Below are 17,039 nucleotides of genomic sequence, written 5' to 3' on the forward strand. Positions count from 1 at the left end.
TCAGAAGAACATGGTCTGGGTCAGTCGAATGTTCTTCGACGGTTGAATTCGCAAGGGGTCGGTCGCCAGTTGGCGGTGTGCACAAACAAGATGCAGTTTGTTGCCCAGGCACTTCCGATGGGTTTGCATCGCAACGGCCGGGTCATTGTTTTCGTCTGAAAGATGAGCCAAGCATGCCCACTGCAAGTGCTCACTCGCGTGCGAAATCACTTCCGCCGCTTCTCGGTTGGAAATGTGGCCTCCCGGACCGGAAATTCGATCGCGAAGGAAATCCGGATAGGGGGACTCGGCCAACATGGTCTCGTCGTAGTTGCTCTCGATCAAAAGAGCGTCGAGCGTTTTGACGCTGGCGAGCAGGTCGTCAAAAACGCAGCCCAAATCGGTCCACAATCCGAACCGCGAACAACCGTTGTCGATGGTGAAGGCGGATCCGTCGACGCCATCGTGTGGCGTGGGGATGGTCTCAATTTGGGTTTCGCCCAGTGAGATGGTTTCACCGGGAGAGAAATGTTGGACGCATTGGACCGGGCCCAGCTTCACTCGTCGTTCCGTGGACGCAAGCGTGCGGCGGCTGATGTGAATTGGCACGTTGAGCTTGCGATTGAGGACGCCGAGGCAACCAATGTGGTCGCGGTGATCATGCGAAATGATGATCGCGTCGATTTCGGAGGCATCCCGCCCCGCTTCGTTCAATCGCGTTTGAACTTTGCGGTAGCTGATTCCCGCGTCAAAAAGAAGGCATTCTGTTCCCGTGTCGACAAAGACACAGTTGCCGCTGCTTCCCGATTGCAAACACAGTACATCCATAACGCAAATGGTAGCAGGTTCGCAGTTGCGTCGAAATGCAGTTCGTCTGAACCGTGTTGCTGTCGGTCCATTGATCGGCGGGATGCCGGCAATCAGTCCTTGGACTTGCTGGCTGGCTTCTTGGCTTTGCTGTCGCTTTTCTTGCTATCGCCTTTGGATTCGGACTTTGGCTTGTCGGCTTTCTGACCCTTTTTGTAGTTATCGCTGCGATAGTCCGTTTGGTAGAAGCCGCTGCCTTTGAAAACGATCGCAGCTCCGGTACCAAACTGACGCTGCAGTTTGTTCTTTTTGCATTCCGGGCACTTCTTGAGCACCGCGTCATTGATGCCTTGGAACACTTCCAACTCGTGACCACAAGCTTCGCACAAATAATCGTAAGTCGGCATAGGAAAGGATTGAAAGAAAAAGGAGAGGGAGGAATGGCGTCAAAATCGAGTCGATGATTTCGAAAGTCTTGACGACTTTCGCCGCGAATCACGCCGAGCCGTCGCCGGTGCTGACGACAACTTGGGCTGGACGCACAACGCGTTCATGCATTTGGAATCCCGGTGTGGCGACGTGTGCGACCATGCCCGAGGCGATCTCAGGGTGCGGCATCTGCGAGATGGCTTCGTGGAAGTTTGGATCGAATAATTCGCCCTGGGCGGGGATCTCTTTGATGCCGTGTTTGGCGAGCACGTCGTCCAGCTGTTTGCAAACCATCGACACGCCTTCGCTCAAGCCCGCTGAGGATTCGGCGTCGCCGGCAGCGGATGCGGCTTCGATTGCACGCAACAGATTGTCCCGAACTTGCAGGATGTCGTTGACCAATGGCATCGAGGCAAACTTCAGTTGGTCTTCTGTGTCACGACGCATGCGTTTGCGGAAGTTTTCCGCTTCGGCTTGTGCTTGCAAGACGCGTTTGTTGGCTTCGTCGACTTCGCCGCGCAAGCGGATCATTTCTTCGTCGCGAGTTTCCTCACCCGCTTCGGCAAAGGCTTCGTCGGTTGAGGCGGCTTCGTTTTCCACTGATGTTTCGACTTGGCCTTCGAGGGTCTCGTCGTCCGATTGCAGTTCTTCTTTCGGTTGCTCGTTCATGAATCTTTCTCCGTGTCGGCGTTGCCGGCTTCGGCTTCTTCCGGTTCGGGGTCAAAAAAGTGACGCAGTTTGTCGAGAAACGATGTTCGTTCGGGAAGCACAGAATCGTGATCGAGTTCTGCCAGTTCCCGGAGGAGTTTTTGTTGTTTGTCGCTGAGTTTCTTGGGGACCTCGATGAAAATCTGGACCAGCAAATCGCCCGTGCGTCCGCTTCGAGGATCCACGATCCCTTGCCCGCGAATGGTGAAGACGTGGCCGGTTTGCGTTCCGGCGGGAACGGTCAGCTCGTGAGGTCCATCGAGAGTGGGAACATTGATTTCGGCACCCAAGGCGGCTTGGGCGTACGAGATCGGCATCTGCAGGATCAGATGCTGTCCTTCTCGTTTGAACAGGTTGTGTTCTTTAACGCTGATGAAGCAGTAGCAGTCGCCGTTGGGGCCACCATCGGGGCTCGGTTCGCCTTCGCCCTGAAGTCGGACTCGCATGCCGTCGTCGACCCCGGCGGGGATCTCGACGTTCATCTCCGCTTTTTCATTTTGCGTGCCGGTGCCGCGACAGTTGCCGCACGGTTCACCGATTTGTTTGCCAGCGCCTTTGCACGTGGGGCAAGTGGTTTGGACGCGAAGGATGCCGGCGGATTGGATGACTTGTCCCTGTCCGCCGCACATCGTGCAGGTGATGGGTTCGCTTCCGGCTGCTGCACCGCTGCCATCGCAGGTTTCGCAAGCCACGCGGCGACGGAAGGAGATGTCTTTGTGGCATCCGCGGGCGGCTTCTTCGAGCGTCAGCGTGACGTCACAGCGTACATCGGCTCCGCGACGCACTCGCCGTCGGCCTCCACGTCGTGAACCGCCGCCGCCAAAGAAGTCGCCGAAACCACCACCAAACAGATCGCCGAAGGCTTCGAAGATGTCTTCGACGTCGCCGTATTGGTGCGTCGCCCCTTCGACTCCCGCGTGTCCGTATTGGTCGTAGCGAGCTCGTTTGTCAGCGTCGCTGAGGACTTCATAGGCCTCGGTGGCTTCTTTGAACTTAGCCGTCGCGGATTCGTCATCCCGGTTGCTGTCCGGGTGATATTTGATGGCGAGTTTGCGGTACGCGCGATCGACCTGCTGCTTCGTGGCCGTTCGCTCGACCTTCAGCACTTCGTAGTAGCAGGTTTTGGTGGCCATGGGATTCCAAGTGATTGGAGTTGAATGTTCGATTTGGCTGCTGAGGAAATTGCCGCGGTGAAAGAGCGTTTCGCCTTTCCCGTTTGCGGTGTGTTGTTTCAGCAGGTGTCATGAAAAGGGGCCGCTCACCGAAGGCGAACGGCCCTTTTCATTGTTCTGAAGTCGCCGGTGGGAATCACCCTTGTCGGCGACGTCAACGTTGTGGCGTGATGCTGATTGAATCAGCTGATCATGCCTTCGACAGGAGTCTTGTCCTTGTCTTCTTTTTCGAAGTTCGTGACCAAGGCTTCCGTCGTGAGCAACAAGCCGGCGATGCTGGCGGCGTTGGTCAATGCGGTGCGAACCACTTTGACGGGGTCGATGACGCCAGCTTTGACCATGTCGGTGTATTCGCCCGTGTGAGCGTTGAAACCGATCTTGGGGTCATTCTTTTGCAGGACTTCGTCAACCACGACGCTGCCGTCGATGCCACCGTTATCGGCGATTTGACGCATGGGAGCGTCCAACGCACCGAGGACGATGTCGACGCCGATCTTCTCGTCGCCTTTGGCTTTCTTCTTGGCGGCTTCCACGGCTTCGCGGCAGTGAACCAAAGCAACGCCACCACCGGGCAGAATGCCTTCTTCGACGGCGGCACGAGTCGCGTGCAAAGCGTCTTCCAAGCGTGCCTTGGTTTGCTTCATTTCAGCTTCGGTTTCGGCACCAACGCTGATGACAGCCACGCCACCAGCCAATTTGGCCAAACGCTCTTGGAACTTCTCCTTGTCGTAGTCGCTGTCCGTTTGCTCGATTTGAGCGCGGATTTGAGCGACTCGCTTGTCGATGTCTTCGCGTTTGCCGGCACCTTCGACGATGGTCGTGTTCGACTTGTCGACGCTGACCTTCTTGGCACGACCGAGGTGTTCCAGCGTGATGTTTTCCAACTGAATGCCCAGGTCTTCGCTGATCAGCGTTCCGCCGGTCAAGGTTGCGATGTCGCCCAACATGGCTTTGCGGCGATCGCCGAAGCCAGGAGCCTTCACCGCACAAACGTTGAGCGTGCCACGCAGTTTGTTGACGACCAACAAAGTCAGGGCTTCCGCGTCGACGTCTTCAGCGATGATCAACAAAGGTTGACCGGTTTGAGCCGATTTCTCGAGCAATGGCACGAGGTCGCGAATGTTGCTGATCTTCTTTTCGTACAGCAACACGAGTGCGTTCTCGAGGCTCGCTTCCATCGTGCTGGAGTCAGTGATGAAGTAAGGCGAGATGTAGCCTTTGTCGAACTGCATTCCGTCGACGTACTCGACTTCGGTCAGTCGGCTCTTGCCTTCTTCCACGGTGATCACACCGTCTTTGCCAACCCGCTCCAACGCATCGGCGAGCAATTCGCCAATCGTGTTGTCGTTGTTCGCCGAGATGGCACCGACGTGAGCGACTTCTTGTTTGCCACTGACGGGGCGACCCATTTCGACCAACTTTTCGCAAGCGGCTTCAACGGCCTTTTCGATCCCGCGACGGATCGCGGTGGGGTTGCTACCCGCAACAATGTTTCGCAGGCCTTCTTTGAAGATGGCACGTGCAAGCACGGTTGCGGTGGTGGTGCCGTCACCGGCCAAGTCGCTGGTCTTTTGAGCGACTTCAATGACCAACTTGGCACCCATGTTCTCGAAGCGGTCTTCGAGTTCGACTTCTTTGGCAACCGTCACACCGTCTTTGGTAACGGTTGGGCCACCGAAGGATTTGTCGATGATCACGTTGCGGCCGGTGGGGCCCATCGTGGTAGCGACGGCCTTGGCCAATTTTTCCACGCCGGCCAGCATGCGGGCCCGGGCGTGATCGTCAAAAAGCAATTGTTTTGCCACGACTGAATTCCTCGTGAGTTGTTTTGGGGTGAAAGAACGATCCGGTTCAGCCGATCTTGGCCAAGATGTCGCTTTCGCGAAGGATCTTCATTTCGTGTCCGTCGACTTCGATTTCGCTTCCGCCGTACTTGCCGTAGATCACGACGTCGCCGACCGAAACGCTCAGTTCACCGCGGTTGCCGCTGTCGAGCAATTTGCCTGGTCCAACAGCGACGACGGTGCCGCGTTGTGGCTTTTCCTTGGCCGAATCGGGAAGGACGATGCCGCCAGCGGTGGTTTCTTCGGCTTCGCTGGGTTGAACCACGACGCGGTCATCGAGAGGACGCAGGTTGATTTTTTTAGCAGTGGCCATGTGTTAGTTCCTGTGGTTTGAAAGTTGAGTTTGAAATGAGGTGAAGGGGAATCAAAAGGGGCCGAAAACGGCGGCTTACATCATGCCGCCCATTCCGCCCATGCCTCCCATTCCACCCATGCCCATGCCGCCCATGTCAGGCATTCCGCCGCCCATGCCGTGGTCATGGTGATGGTCGCCACCGCCTGGTTCTTCTTCGACGGGGATTTCAGTGACCAACGATTCCGTGGTCAACAACAACGATGCCACCGAAGCGGCGTTGGTCAGCGAGGTGCGAACCACTTTGGCGGGGTCGACGATTCCGGCTGCCACCAAGTCGCAGTACTTGTCCGCGTTGGCGTCGTAGCCTTCGGTCTTGCCCTTCATTTGAACCACGCGGTTGACGACGACGGCGCCGTCCAAGCCAGCGTTGTTCGCGATAGCACGCATGGGATGATCCAAAACGTTGCGGATGATTCGCACGCCCAGCTTTTGATCGCCTTCGGTTGCTTTTTCCAGTTTTTCAACCGCAGCACGGCAACGCAGGAGAGCGGTTCCGCCACCGGGGACGATGCCTTCTTCGAGTGCAGCTTGGGTCGCGGCACGAGCGTCGTCGATCAGAGCCTTGCGCTCTTTCATCTCGGTCTCGGTTGCGGCACCCACGTTGATTTGAGCGACGCCACCGGCCAACTTGGCCAAACGTTCTTGAAGCTTTTCGCGGTCGTAATCGCTGTCGGTCGCTTCAATTTCACGACGGATTTGAGCGACACGGCCTTCGATGTCAGCTTTCTTGCCAGCACCACCAACGATCGTGGTGGCTTCGCTGGTGATGCGAACTTGTTTCGCACGACCGAGGTCGGTCATCTTGACGCTTTCCAGGTCGATGCCGAGGTCTTTGAAGATGGCCTTGCCACCGGTCAGGGCTGCGATGTCGCCCAAGATGGCTTTGCGACGATCGCCGTAGCCAGGAGCCTTCACGGCACATGCCGACAGGATGCCACGCATCTTGTTGACAACCAAAGTTGCGAGAGCTTCGCCTTCGGTGTCTTCAGCGATGATCAACAAAGGCTTCTTGGCTTTGCTGATCGATTCCAACAACGGAATCATTTTCTTGTTGTTGCTGATCTTTTCTTCGAACAACAGGATGTAGCAGTCATCCAGTTCCACGGTGACTTCATCTTGGTTGGTGACGAAGTGTGGCGACAGGAATCCGCGATCGAACTGCATGCCCTCGACCACATCGACGTAGGTCTCGTTGCTGCGTCCTTCTTCGACGGTGATGACGCCGTTCTTGCCGACCTTGGTGAAGGCGTCGGCCAAGACGTCACCGATTTGCGGGTCGTTGTTACCGGCGATGGTCGCGACTTGTTTGATGTCGCTCTTGCTCTTCTCGTTGATAGGAGTCGCCATTTTGGCGATTTGAGCGATCGCGGTGTCGACGGCTTTTTGGATGCCGCGTGACAAAGCCATTGGGTCAGCTCCGGTGGCGACCATTTTCAGGCCTTCGCGGAAGATGGCTTCGCTGAGCACGGTGGCGGTGGTGGTTCCGTCGCCGGCGACATCATTGGTCTTGCTGGCGGCTTCTTTGACGAGTTGTGCACCGAGGTTTTCGAACGGGTCGTCCAGTTCAATGTCTTCGGCGACGGTCACGCCGTCTTTGGTGACTTTGGGCGAACCCCATCCTTTGTCCAGAACGGCGTTGCGGCCGCGGGGGCCAAGGGTGCTGCGGACGGCGCGGGCCAGCTTGCTGACGCCGGCAAGCAATGGGCCGCGTGCGTCATCGTCGAAAACGATCTGCTTTGCCACGATGTAGTTCTCCTGAGGTGGTTTGGATCCGACAGGCACGCGATTTCATTGGGCGGAACGCAAAAGCGAGCCCGGCGGCCACGGATTCGATGCCAAGAGGGAAAGAGACGGGGAATGTGTTCGGTTCGTGCGATCGGGGAAGCCGAGGTGGTCGGACCTGCCTCGCCAACGGATGTGTCAGCGATGCCATTCGGCCATTCGGGCACGACCGCGATCGTTGGGGCTCGCAGGTAGCAATCGCCGTACCGCGAGGAGAAAAAGGTTTGTAAGTGAAGCGTGTGCAATGGTTTGAGGTTTTTGGGGCGTGCTCGCGAGGCCGTCGGGATGAACGCATCAGGAGTGTCGCTTGCCAACGTGGCAGGGCGGATTCTGGATCGGCTTCGCGGGCGTTCATTTGTCCACGTGTCCGGCACGTCACGCGGCGACGACTTGCCCAATCGTTGCAACCGTTTCGACCGGCCTGGGACGGCCGGAATTGCTTGCCAAGCCGAACTTCACTGCTCAAGAATCATTGACCTTTTGGTTTTCAAAACCTTCACTTGCGGCAACTGCGCGTCGATGCGTGGTCGTTGAAAAATGTGTGCGCGTGTTTGGCACGGCGATTGTTCCGCTCTGCCAATCCGTTTTGCCCGAAAGTGATTCAAACCTGATTGGTTGTGCTGATGCGTTGGTGCCATCGCCGAATTGTTCTGTCTGCCGTGATTGCGAGCCAAGTGCTTGGTTCCTTCGCCACGTCGTCCGTGAGCGCATGCTGTCTGACGGATTGGTTGTACGGGAAGCAGCCCGCCTACGTCGCTGGTTACGCTCCCGTCGCGGGGGCTCCGGTGGCGACCATCACCACCACTGGGACGCCTGCGGTCGCTCCGCCACCGGCCTATGTCGCGGGGTACACGCCGTTGATCACAGCCGCGCCAAACTCGTCGGTGCTGCCGCTGAACCCGTCCAGCATCTACACGCCGTCTCAGCCTTATGCATTGCAGCGTCCCGCCTATGGTGCCGTGCCGCTGGACAACCCATCGGTCTACACCGGCCAACCGGTGATGTCGGGATACCGTGGTGCCGTGTCGACTGGTAGTTCGATCCTCGGCACCGGCAATGTTTACCCGAGCAACGGCTATGTGGGGGCGAGTCCCGTGGCGACCCAGCCCGTCACGGCTTACCGGCCCGCCAACACTTATGCGACACCCGTTCGAAGTGGCCTGTCGCGGTTCTTCAATTCGTTGTTGGGAACCGGTTACCGGAGTTCTTATTACACCGCGCCGATCACTTATTATCGTCCCGCAACGACGGTGGACCCAGTCACAGGGACGACGGTGACCGTCCAGCGTGCGTGTGATTCGACTGTTCAGCAATTGCAGCGAACTCCGTACACCACATTCCAAGGGTTGGCATCGCAGCCCGTCACGGTGTCGCCGTACACGGTCACGCCGACGGACCCTTGCGTGACAACGGTTGATTCGTGTGGAGTCGCCACGTCCGCGGCACCAATGACCAGCCCATACGGTGTGGCACCTGTCAACCAAACAGTGCCGATGAATTCCTATGCGGCGCAGCCCGCTTGGGGGCAAACACCAACGGCCTCGAGCATTCCTAGCACGATTGATCCCAACGGGTACGGTGGTGTCGCGCAAACCGGCGACTTGCAACCCATGGCTCCTCCCGCGTCGACGCCATCGAATTTGCAGCCGTTCCGGCCCGATGAATACACGCCGTCGCCATTGACAGGATCGTCGATGACTCCGCCATCGAGCGAGCCGCCTGCTTCGCCATCAGATCAACCACCGGCATCGCAGTATCGTTACAGCTTTGACCCGCCCGCTCGTGCGGACAACGACACGTCTGGTTCAGCCAGTGAGCCAAGCACGCGATCCAGTCAACCGGCGGAGGACAATTACAACAGCGACCTCTACGACAGCTATCGTTACCGCGTTGAGCCATCGCAGGACGATCGTTCGTCGGAGCAGTCTCCGTCCAATGCGAATCCCAACTCCTCGGAAGACCCCAACTCTTTGGACGGTTATCTCAGCCGCAGCCAACTAGAGGTTCTCCGCGACCGAGAAGATTTGCGTCGGTTGACGTCTGGCAATCAGGCCGTGAATGCTCCTTCCGCCGCACCTCGTGTGCGTCCAATTCCCGCGCCCGAGGGCTACCAGCACGCATTTGGCGATTACCGTTCGCAAGCAGCGGATGTTCCTGCCGCGTCCCCAAAACGGCCCAGCACCGCACCGGTGCGTTCCATTCCATCGTTGTCGGCACCCGCGGCAGCGGACAACCGATCGTTGCGAGCGCCGGACTTGTTGCCCGCGTTGCCGCCTCCACCAGCTTCGAACCGCAACGATTACGAACAAGCTCGCACCCCCGGTTTTTCAACCGAGGACAATGGTTTGGCTCAGGAAGGTCCCGTGCAGTGGGGGTATCAGGTTCGGGAAGCTTCGTTGAGCGAACGCCGCTCGAGTGATGCCCGATCGTTGGATCGAGAAGAGCCCATCGGTGATTACTTGCCGGTCCGCCAACCTTCGTCGGTTCGGCAGCCTTCGCTGCGGCAATCGGTTCAACGTCCGGCGGTTGGTCAGCTAGCTCCGGCAAAGCCAACTCAAGAGTCCGGTTGGCACCCTTTGAATCGCTGAGGCAGATGTGGATGAGAAGCTTGGATTGCTTCTCGCCCATGGTTCAGGTTCGTCGCCTGGACCAACGGTCACGGAATGATCGGTTCGCTATTCAGCAGAGTCGATTCGGTTCATGGTGGGCTCGTCCGAAAAATCTTCTTCAAGCAATTTTTGCTGTTGCTCAGGGACTGCCACGAAGTGGAAGTTGCCGGCACCGAGTGCGTTTGACATTCGATTGAAGATCAATGCTTGGCGAGCGTCGTTGTCAAAAGGTCCGGCGATGTAGACGGGACGCCCATTAGCGCCAAAGGTGATTTTGTTTTCCACCGAAATGGGTTCAATGTCGTTCCACAGCGGCGCGTATTTGACATAGTCCGGGTGTGGAGCCAGCCCGCAAGATTCAGCAAAGCCGATGGACGCCTCGACCACGCCACGAGCAAACTCGGGTGAGCAGGGCTGCATCGCCCTTCGATTGCGCATGTCAGTCATGACATCGCTGTATTCGGTTGGTGTCCGATAATTTCCGGCCACATCTTTGACGCCCATGCAGCCCAGGTCGACCAGGAAAAATGCCATCGCGATGTGACCGCCAGGTGCTACTCGCGAAAGCATCACGTGTCCGATCGCTGCCGATTCGTCATTGCCTTCGAACAGGGAATCGCTGATCAAGCAATCTTTGATTTCTCCATTGGCGGCCGCCTGCATCTTGCCAGCCATGGACGTCATCAATTGTTGCTGGCGTGCCAGTTCGCGTTTCTTGCGTTGTTCTTTTGCTTTTTTCTTAGCAAGTTTTTTCTGCTTTTGTTGTTCTGATTTAGCCATGGTGATCCTTTCCTTTGAGCTGGATCCGCGCAGTCTAGCGAACAGAAGCACCCAGGTGCATGGCATTTCGTTTCGCGGTGGGCGTCTAACCGTCCCAGGTCGCAAGTTGATTGGCCAAGCGGTTGAGTCTTGGCCGGTGCTTTTCGATCATCGCGAGACCAGTCAACAGCAGCAGTCCCGTGGTGATTCCAAATGCCCACCATGGCCACACCGCGTCGATGGCTTGGGTCGAATGCCACACCATGCTGGTCACCCCTAGGAATGCGAAAATGGTGCCTAGGTAGAGGAATGGTTTAACTCGTAGAACGACGCCGACTGCCATTCCGGCAAGTGCGAGCAGAACCAGGATGATTGGTCCCCATAGCGAGGTGCCAATCTCTGACAGCAACATGTCGGCGGTGCTACTCAGGTAAATGACCAATGTGCACGCGTAGCGGACCGCCGAACTGGTCGCGGCATCCAGGCGATCTCGCTGCAAGTGAGCGACAGCCAACACGCATGCCGCTGGTGGGATCAACCAGGCTTGCGGATGCGAAAGAAAGTCCCAGCCAGGAATTTGAGTCAACGTGATCCACAACGCTGCGTTGGCAAGGACGACCGTCGCCACTCGTGGCAATCCGTTTCGCCACAGCAGCGACATCATCCCGTAATAGATCGCACCGACCAGCAGCAAGCCTTGGTAGGAAGTCGTGCCGCGGAAGAACGTCCATGACCACTGCTCGGATTGCATCAACACGGCGTAGGAACCACTGAGCCAAAAACCAACCACGGGAATCATGGGCAGGAACATCGACGTGCGGCGCATCACCTCCGCAAGCACTTCGTCGCCTCGGCGGATCGCCCACTGTGTCAAGCCAACACTGGCAAAGGCGATTGCCATGACGACGTAGGGCCAAACTTGACGTAAACCCAAAAACGCGATTCCTGTTCGGCACAGAAACAGATGCAACCAGGTCGTTGCCGCGATGCCTTGTGCAAAGTAAAGCAGTCCTTTGCGTTGGTTGTCGGTGAGTGTGATGCTCGGTCGAGTGTTGGGGCCCCGTCGAGTGTTGGGACTCTGTCGAGTGGCAGGTCCCGCCAGCACCGCCCACACACCTGCGATCACTCCCAACGCACCCAGTGTGATCGCCACCGCAACGACCACAGGCATGCTGATTTCGGGAATTCCTATGATCGGCTGGCGGATGGACACCTCCAACGCCAGCATCAGAACCGTCGCGATGGTTGCGACCAATCCCGATAGCAAGCCGCCTCGGGTGAGTGCCTGATTCCATCGTTCGAGGAAAGGCCCGCTTAGCAGTTTGGGGATGCCGAGCAGGAACACCGCCACCATCACCACGCTGGCCACCAGCAAACGCATCACCGCAATGAGCACTGCGTATTTCTGTGGCAGTCCCGTCAATACCGCCAGCAATCCGATGGACCATAGCACTAAGCCGACGGCAATGTGGCGTCGTCGGGAAGTGGCGTTTGGAGCCGTGTTGTTTGGGCTCGTGTTGTTTGGGTTTTGGGCGAGGTTCCGTTCGGCCAGTTCGTAAAAGACCCACGCCAAGGTTCCAGTGGCAAGGATGCAAACGGCCGGCCAAGGCGCAGCAACATGATCAAGCACCAGATAGCAGGCCAGCAGCGAACTGACGCCAGCCCAAAGCAAGCCCACCGATTCCAATGCGGTCGCCAAACGGAAACGTGAGCCTCCGACAACCGACGTTGCGAACGTCCATGCGATCAAGCCGACGGTCACGGCCAAGTGTGTGGCGATGAACCCGCTGTTGGTATCGATGCTGGATTGAGCCAGTACCCAAAGAGCGGTTTCGCTCAAGGCTATGCAAGACAGCACCACGCTGGCGAACCAAACCGTTCGCTTCTGTGGACGCAGCCAAGCCGATGCTGCAACCAACGCGAGCGAACCAATCGTCATCAAGCCACTGGTTGGACCTTGCCAGCCCGCCCCCGCAAACACCGATCGAGGCAGCGCCAGGTGCGACTCCATCCACCCCAGTCCCGCGACGGGAATCATCGCCAGCGCAACTTCAGAATCCGCTAGTGAAGCGGACGATTGGCTCCCAGTCCATCGCCAGATCAGGACCCAAATCGCCATCCATGCCAACCAAATCGATGTTGGGTCAAAGTTCCTGAATGAGACGTAAGGATCCAGGATTTCAAACCACAGTAGCCAGCATCCGATTCCAACCGTTGACCATCCGATGAGCCGAGGCAAGACGCTTCGCCAGTCCCAAGCGGTATCAGATGCCAGCGATCCAAGCGTTTGCCACCTCGGCCGTTGTTTTTCGGTCGAGTCAGCAGGCTCCGGCGAGGTCAATGCTCGACCGAATCGTGCGGAGGAAACTCCCGCGACAGAAAGGCTCGCGAGTGCGAGTACGGACAAGCCCCAGGTCGTTGGCGTGTCGGCAAACACGGCGACCCACGCCAGCACAAAGGTCAGCGCGGTCAGATGCCAAGCGTGAAGTGGAATATTGCGTCGCCAGTGCACGACAGCGGAACCCGCCGCAGCGAGCAACCACAGACTGCTCATCAACAGTAGGCTTGATTCAGGGGCAATCCACTTCAGCCACACGGCAAGCACCGCAGCATGCCCGGAAAGCAAACTGATCGCGAATGGCCAAGCGTCCTTGGCGGGACGTAGGTCGTGCCGCATCACCACCGCAACCCCGACAAGAGAGATCAGGGCTCCCACCGGAAGCGTCCACAAAGAGAAAGGTGGTTGCAGCATCGTCCCGGTGGACCAGCCTGCGACCCAGATCGATCCTACGCAGCCGATCAATCCCATCGACAATATCCATGCTCGCGTCAGGTGCGTGCCGGCGGACAAGGTCCCTTGGCTCGAAACGCTTTCATGGTTGGCTTGTGTTGAAAGGCGTTGGCGAACCAGTTGCAACGACCACCACACCAGGGAGCCCAAGACGGAAACTTGTAGCCAAACCAATGGTTCTTTGGCGAAGGGGACCCGAGCGATGACCGCGGGGCAAGCAATTCCAACCGCGAGCGGCAGCAATACCGCAGACAAAAGTGAGTTCGAGACCTCTTCGCGTCGAGTCGTTGATTGCGACCAAAGCAATGCAATCGAACTCATCACCCACCAAATCGAAACCGCAAGCGTGCTGACCACGTTGGGCGACTGATTGTTGGACAACGATGTCAGCCAGTCCGTGCCGAGGAGAACCAGAGAGCCAAGAGCCACCAAGAACGTCGCGATCGCTGGGATCCAAGGCTGCGATCGATTGGTGTCGTGGTTTTCAAGAAGGGCACTGAGTTTGTGCGAAGCAGTTAGCAGCCAGCGCGGCAGATATTTCCACGCTAAGAGAAACGCACAGCTCAACGAAGTGGCAAGCACCAAACAAGTCGCTGCTTGCGTTGTCCATGCGATGGCGAATTGGCAAGCCAAGTAGATGCACGCCGCAGCGAGCAAGCCCGTCGCCCACTGTTTCCATTCAGATCCCGACCTAGAGGCGTTCTCAGAATGCTGTCGCGATCGGACAAACAACCCGAGCGTCAAGGAGATCAATGCGAGAGCACCTGCGGATTCATACCAAGCGAAGTCGGCGGCGGTGAACCATTGATTGTTGGGCCACCACTGCATCGTCTGCAATGGTGCCACCGCGATCGCCGCGTATTGGCGTGCCACGGTGAAAACAATCGTGCCGACCGCAAGCATCCCCATCCAGCCATCCGGCATCGCTTGCCAGTTCAATTGTCTGTGGGTCGGTTGTTCATCGGAAAACCATTGGCGGAGCAGTTGGCTTTCTCTTGCCAGCAACCACAACGCAGCGGTGGCGGTGAAGATCACGGCAACCCACCAGGTTGCGATGCCGTTCCACCACGAATCCGCATGCCAAGTGGTGACGCCAAGACCGGCGGTTAAGCAGGTGACAACCGGAACCAACGACAGGCACATTGTTGTCTGCAACCAACCGCGTTTCTTCAACAGTACTGATGTCAGTCCGAGCAACAGCGTCAGAAGCCAAAGTTGTCCACTGGCGAGCCACCATCCCGGTGCAGCGACCGACTCGGCGTGGTTCGATAGCAGTGCGACTCCGCCCAAAGCTGCCATCGCGAGGCAACTGCTGGCACCCGTCGCGATGGCGTGCCGTTTCATCGACGACAGGCTTGCTGGTATGCAAGACATCTCGCGATTAGAAGACGGTTCCGGATCGTTGGTTGTCTGATTCACCAAGGTTGGCAGGAAACGATTCAGCACTGCAGCGGCGGCCAGGCTCATCGCCACGGCCAATCCGATCCAAGGAGCAGCGTTCAAATCCAGGGAGGCCCGCCCGTCGATCCAGTTCACTAAACCGATGGCGGATGCCCAAAACGCGAGGCAGATCCACGGGGTCGCTCGTGCCGATCGAGCCTCTTTCATCGAAGCCGCGATGCACGCCAAGGTCGACAGTCCGAGAACCACTTCGACGGTCAAGCTCGGGATCACTCCTCGCCAGCTTTCAGGTGCGAGGCTGAGGACCAGTGCTTGCACGAATGCCAACGCACCCCAGGCCGCTGCTGCGAGCGAGGTGCCGCCGATTTCGTTCTGAATCAACTTTGAATCGCGTTTGGTCCTGCACAGCACGAATGCCACTGATCCGAGTAGCAAGCTCATGCCCAACGACACGGCCATGGCTTCCCCACCAAGGATCATTCGCCACAGCGGAAGCTCGCCCCATTGGGTGTCTCCAAGCCAAGTCGGCGACGAAATCATCGCTGCCGCACCAAGAGGAAGACTGGTTCCGGCGATCACACCACGCTGTCGCAAGGCGAGCGATGCAACGCCCCACGACGCTGCGGCAACCGAAGCATGCACCCACATCCAATCCAACTGTCTCAGCGACGCTGGCAAGACGGCCAGGACGATTCCCAGCGAGAGCAGCTTCAGCACCGTGGCGATCAAATGCGAGTTGGCTACCCAGCTTGGCGAGGCATCAGGTGCCTGCCGAAGTCGAGATGCGTCTTGGTGGCAGCTCGATGCAACCGCGACCCAGAACGGAATGGATGCGATGGCGATTTGGATCCAGGCCATTTGCACCAACTGAGGGCTATCAAACCCGCTCAACAAGAACGCCGCGTAGACGAGTACGCTGCTCATGGCGGCCGTGGCGATGCCGATGCTCAGCCAACGGTTTTTCCAATGTCGGCGACCACCCATAGGTGAACGGCTGTCAGCGTTCAGTAGGCGGGTGCGATCTCGGTGCCTTGGCCAGAGTAGCGTCGCCGCGACGATGATCGCCGGAACGATCACCGCATATCCCGCTTGTGTTCCCAACCCCTGTGTTCCCAACCATCGGGCGGCGGTGGGCAACAGTGGCAACGACAGCGTCGGCGCAATCACGCTGGTGGTGAGTGCCAAAGCATCGGCACGTCCAACCAGGCTTCGTGATGATTGCAGCAACAACCAACCGCAACCCGCTAGTCCAACCGCGATGGTTCCCAAGGTGGCGGGATCAGACAGTGAGACAGAATCCAATCCCGCACCGGCGGCAGCCATCCCCGCCAAGACGCAAAGCGGCACCAGCAAAGTGGCGATGATCAGCACGGCTCGGCTGGTGTGGCGAAGCTTCCAACGTTTGACGGTGTACAGCCCCGCGGCAAAGATCGCCGCGTCGGCTCCCATGAAAATCAGCGATGGAATCACGCGGTGCGCGGAGGTCAACGTGTTCCAAAGACTAACGACCAATCCGATGGAGCAAACCACCACCAGCAACCCCGCCACCAATTCACCCCAACGAATGTTGTTGCGTGCCAAAAACGAGGTGATGACTTCTGAAAGAGCTTTCTTGGGGGTGGTTGGTGTTTGGTTCCGTAATGTGCTGGGGCTCGGCTCCGGGCTCGGTGACACCAAAGCCGCTGTGACGACGGATGGTTCCGTCTCCGCTGAACCAGCTTCAGCCTTGGGTGCAGCGACGGGCAATTTGGAGCTTGGAGATTCGAAGGCAGGCGGCTGGACAATGGATGGTTTCTCATCCAATGTTGGCCCAATCGGAGGCGGAGTCGGGCTGGCGTGAGGTTCTCCGTCGGCAAGCGATTTCGCGGAATCACGCAGGGACCTAGCTTCGTCTCGCGGCAGGCGTCCCGTTGCGATGAGAGCATCCAGCATTCGAGAGAATGCGATCAAATCCTGTTTGGGATCAGGTGGCGACGAGTCATCGCTGAGTTTTCGCGAGGGCGAGTTGTTGCCGTTTCCGCTCTTTCGCGTTTGGCTCGGCCGTGATTCCAGCAGTTCGCTTGGCCGGAAAATGAGCTGAAAGATGGTTCGCAGAATGACCCAGCTAAGATGACCCAGCAGGGTGACGGCGAGCCAAGCGGCGACGAGGACGAGCAGTATTTCCATCTTGGAAACCATGGCAAATTGCGGGGAAGCTTCGCCATGGCCGGGGAAATGCCACAACGAGTCGCGGGAGTGCACCCTTCGCCAGAGCCCGCGAGGAGTGCCGCAATTCGCTTTGATACTCGATTTTGCCGCGTTTATTCAGAATTTCTGGCGGCGAAAGCTTTGGCTGTCGCCGGATTCAAACCGCCCGCAGATTGACCGACCGCTTTGCTCCGCCAACCCAGCGTCTCTCGGCCC

10 protein-coding genes are annotated in these 17,039 nt (G+C 58.0%); 1 reads left to right on the forward strand and 9 read right to left on the reverse strand.

Annotation, left to right across the window (positions count from 1 at the left end; translation table 11 throughout):
* The 7 genes from LOC70_RS14220 to groL (LOC70_RS14250) all read right to left on the reverse strand — a co-directional run bounded on the left by LOC70_RS14220 (position 1) and on the right by groL (LOC70_RS14250) (position 7,037).
* Entirely contained in the window at positions 1 to 807 is an 807-nt protein-coding gene (locus tag LOC70_RS14220; RefSeq protein WP_230254514.1) for an MBL fold metallo-hydrolase, read from the reverse strand.
* 92 nt (positions 808 to 899) lie between these two features.
* Positions 900 to 1,193: an FmdB family zinc ribbon protein gene (locus LOC70_RS14225; RefSeq protein ID WP_230254516.1), complete on the reverse strand. Its 294-nt coding sequence runs from the start codon at positions 1,191 to 1,193 to the stop codon at positions 900 to 902.
* An 88-nt stretch (positions 1,194 to 1,281) separates the two neighbouring features.
* Positions 1,282 to 1,884, reverse strand: coding sequence for a nucleotide exchange factor GrpE (locus LOC70_RS14230; protein WP_230254518.1), 603 nt, complete (start codon positions 1,882 to 1,884; stop codon positions 1,282 to 1,284).
* Entirely contained in the window at positions 1,881 to 3,056 is a 1,176-nt protein-coding gene (gene dnaJ, locus LOC70_RS14235; RefSeq protein WP_230254520.1) for a molecular chaperone DnaJ, read from the reverse strand. The genes LOC70_RS14230 and dnaJ overlap by 4 nt, the downstream gene beginning before the upstream one ends.
* Before the next feature lie 221 nt (positions 3,057 to 3,277).
* Positions 3,278 to 4,900 carry a chaperonin GroEL gene (gene groL / locus LOC70_RS14240; protein ID WP_230254522.1) on the reverse strand — a complete coding sequence of 541 codons (1,623 nt, stop codon included), beginning with the start codon at positions 4,898 to 4,900 and terminating at the stop codon, positions 3,278 to 3,280.
* Positions 4,901 to 4,946: 46 nt separating this feature from the next.
* Positions 4,947 to 5,252, reverse strand: coding sequence for a co-chaperone GroES (groES, locus tag LOC70_RS14245; protein ID WP_007330007.1), 306 nt, complete (start codon positions 5,250 to 5,252; stop codon positions 4,947 to 4,949).
* A gap of 75 nt (positions 5,253 to 5,327) precedes the next feature.
* The gene (groL, locus tag LOC70_RS14250; RefSeq protein ID WP_315857299.1) at positions 5,328 to 7,037 is read right to left on the reverse strand and encodes a chaperonin GroEL; all 1,710 of its coding nucleotides are present in this window, start codon (positions 7,035 to 7,037) and stop codon (positions 5,328 to 5,330) included.
* 662 nt (positions 7,038 to 7,699) lie between these two features.
* Between groL (LOC70_RS14250) and LOC70_RS14255 the strand changes: the two genes are divergently transcribed.
* The gene (locus LOC70_RS14255; protein ID WP_230254524.1) at positions 7,700 to 9,664 is read left to right on the forward strand and encodes a hypothetical protein; all 1,965 of its coding nucleotides are present in this window, start codon (positions 7,700 to 7,702) and stop codon (positions 9,662 to 9,664) included.
* Between the two features lie 87 nt (positions 9,665 to 9,751).
* Here the strand turns inward: LOC70_RS14255 and LOC70_RS14260 are convergent, their stop codons facing one another.
* Both LOC70_RS14260 and LOC70_RS14265 read right to left on the reverse strand, forming a co-directional pair.
* A complete protein-coding gene (locus LOC70_RS14260; protein WP_230254526.1) occupies positions 9,752 to 10,465 on the reverse strand; it encodes a hypothetical protein in 714 nt (237 codons plus the stop codon).
* Positions 10,466 to 10,550: 85 nt separating this feature from the next.
* Positions 10,551 to 16,802 (reverse strand): hypothetical protein, encoded by a 6,252-nt coding sequence (locus tag LOC70_RS14265; protein ID WP_230254527.1) that lies wholly within the window; start codon positions 16,800 to 16,802, stop codon positions 10,551 to 10,553.
* Between the last annotated feature and the right edge of the window lie 237 nt (positions 16,803 to 17,039).

The organism is Rhodopirellula halodulae, assembly GCF_020966775.1.
Taxonomy (GTDB): Bacteria; Planctomycetota; Planctomycetia; order Pirellulales; family Pirellulaceae; genus Rhodopirellula; species Rhodopirellula halodulae.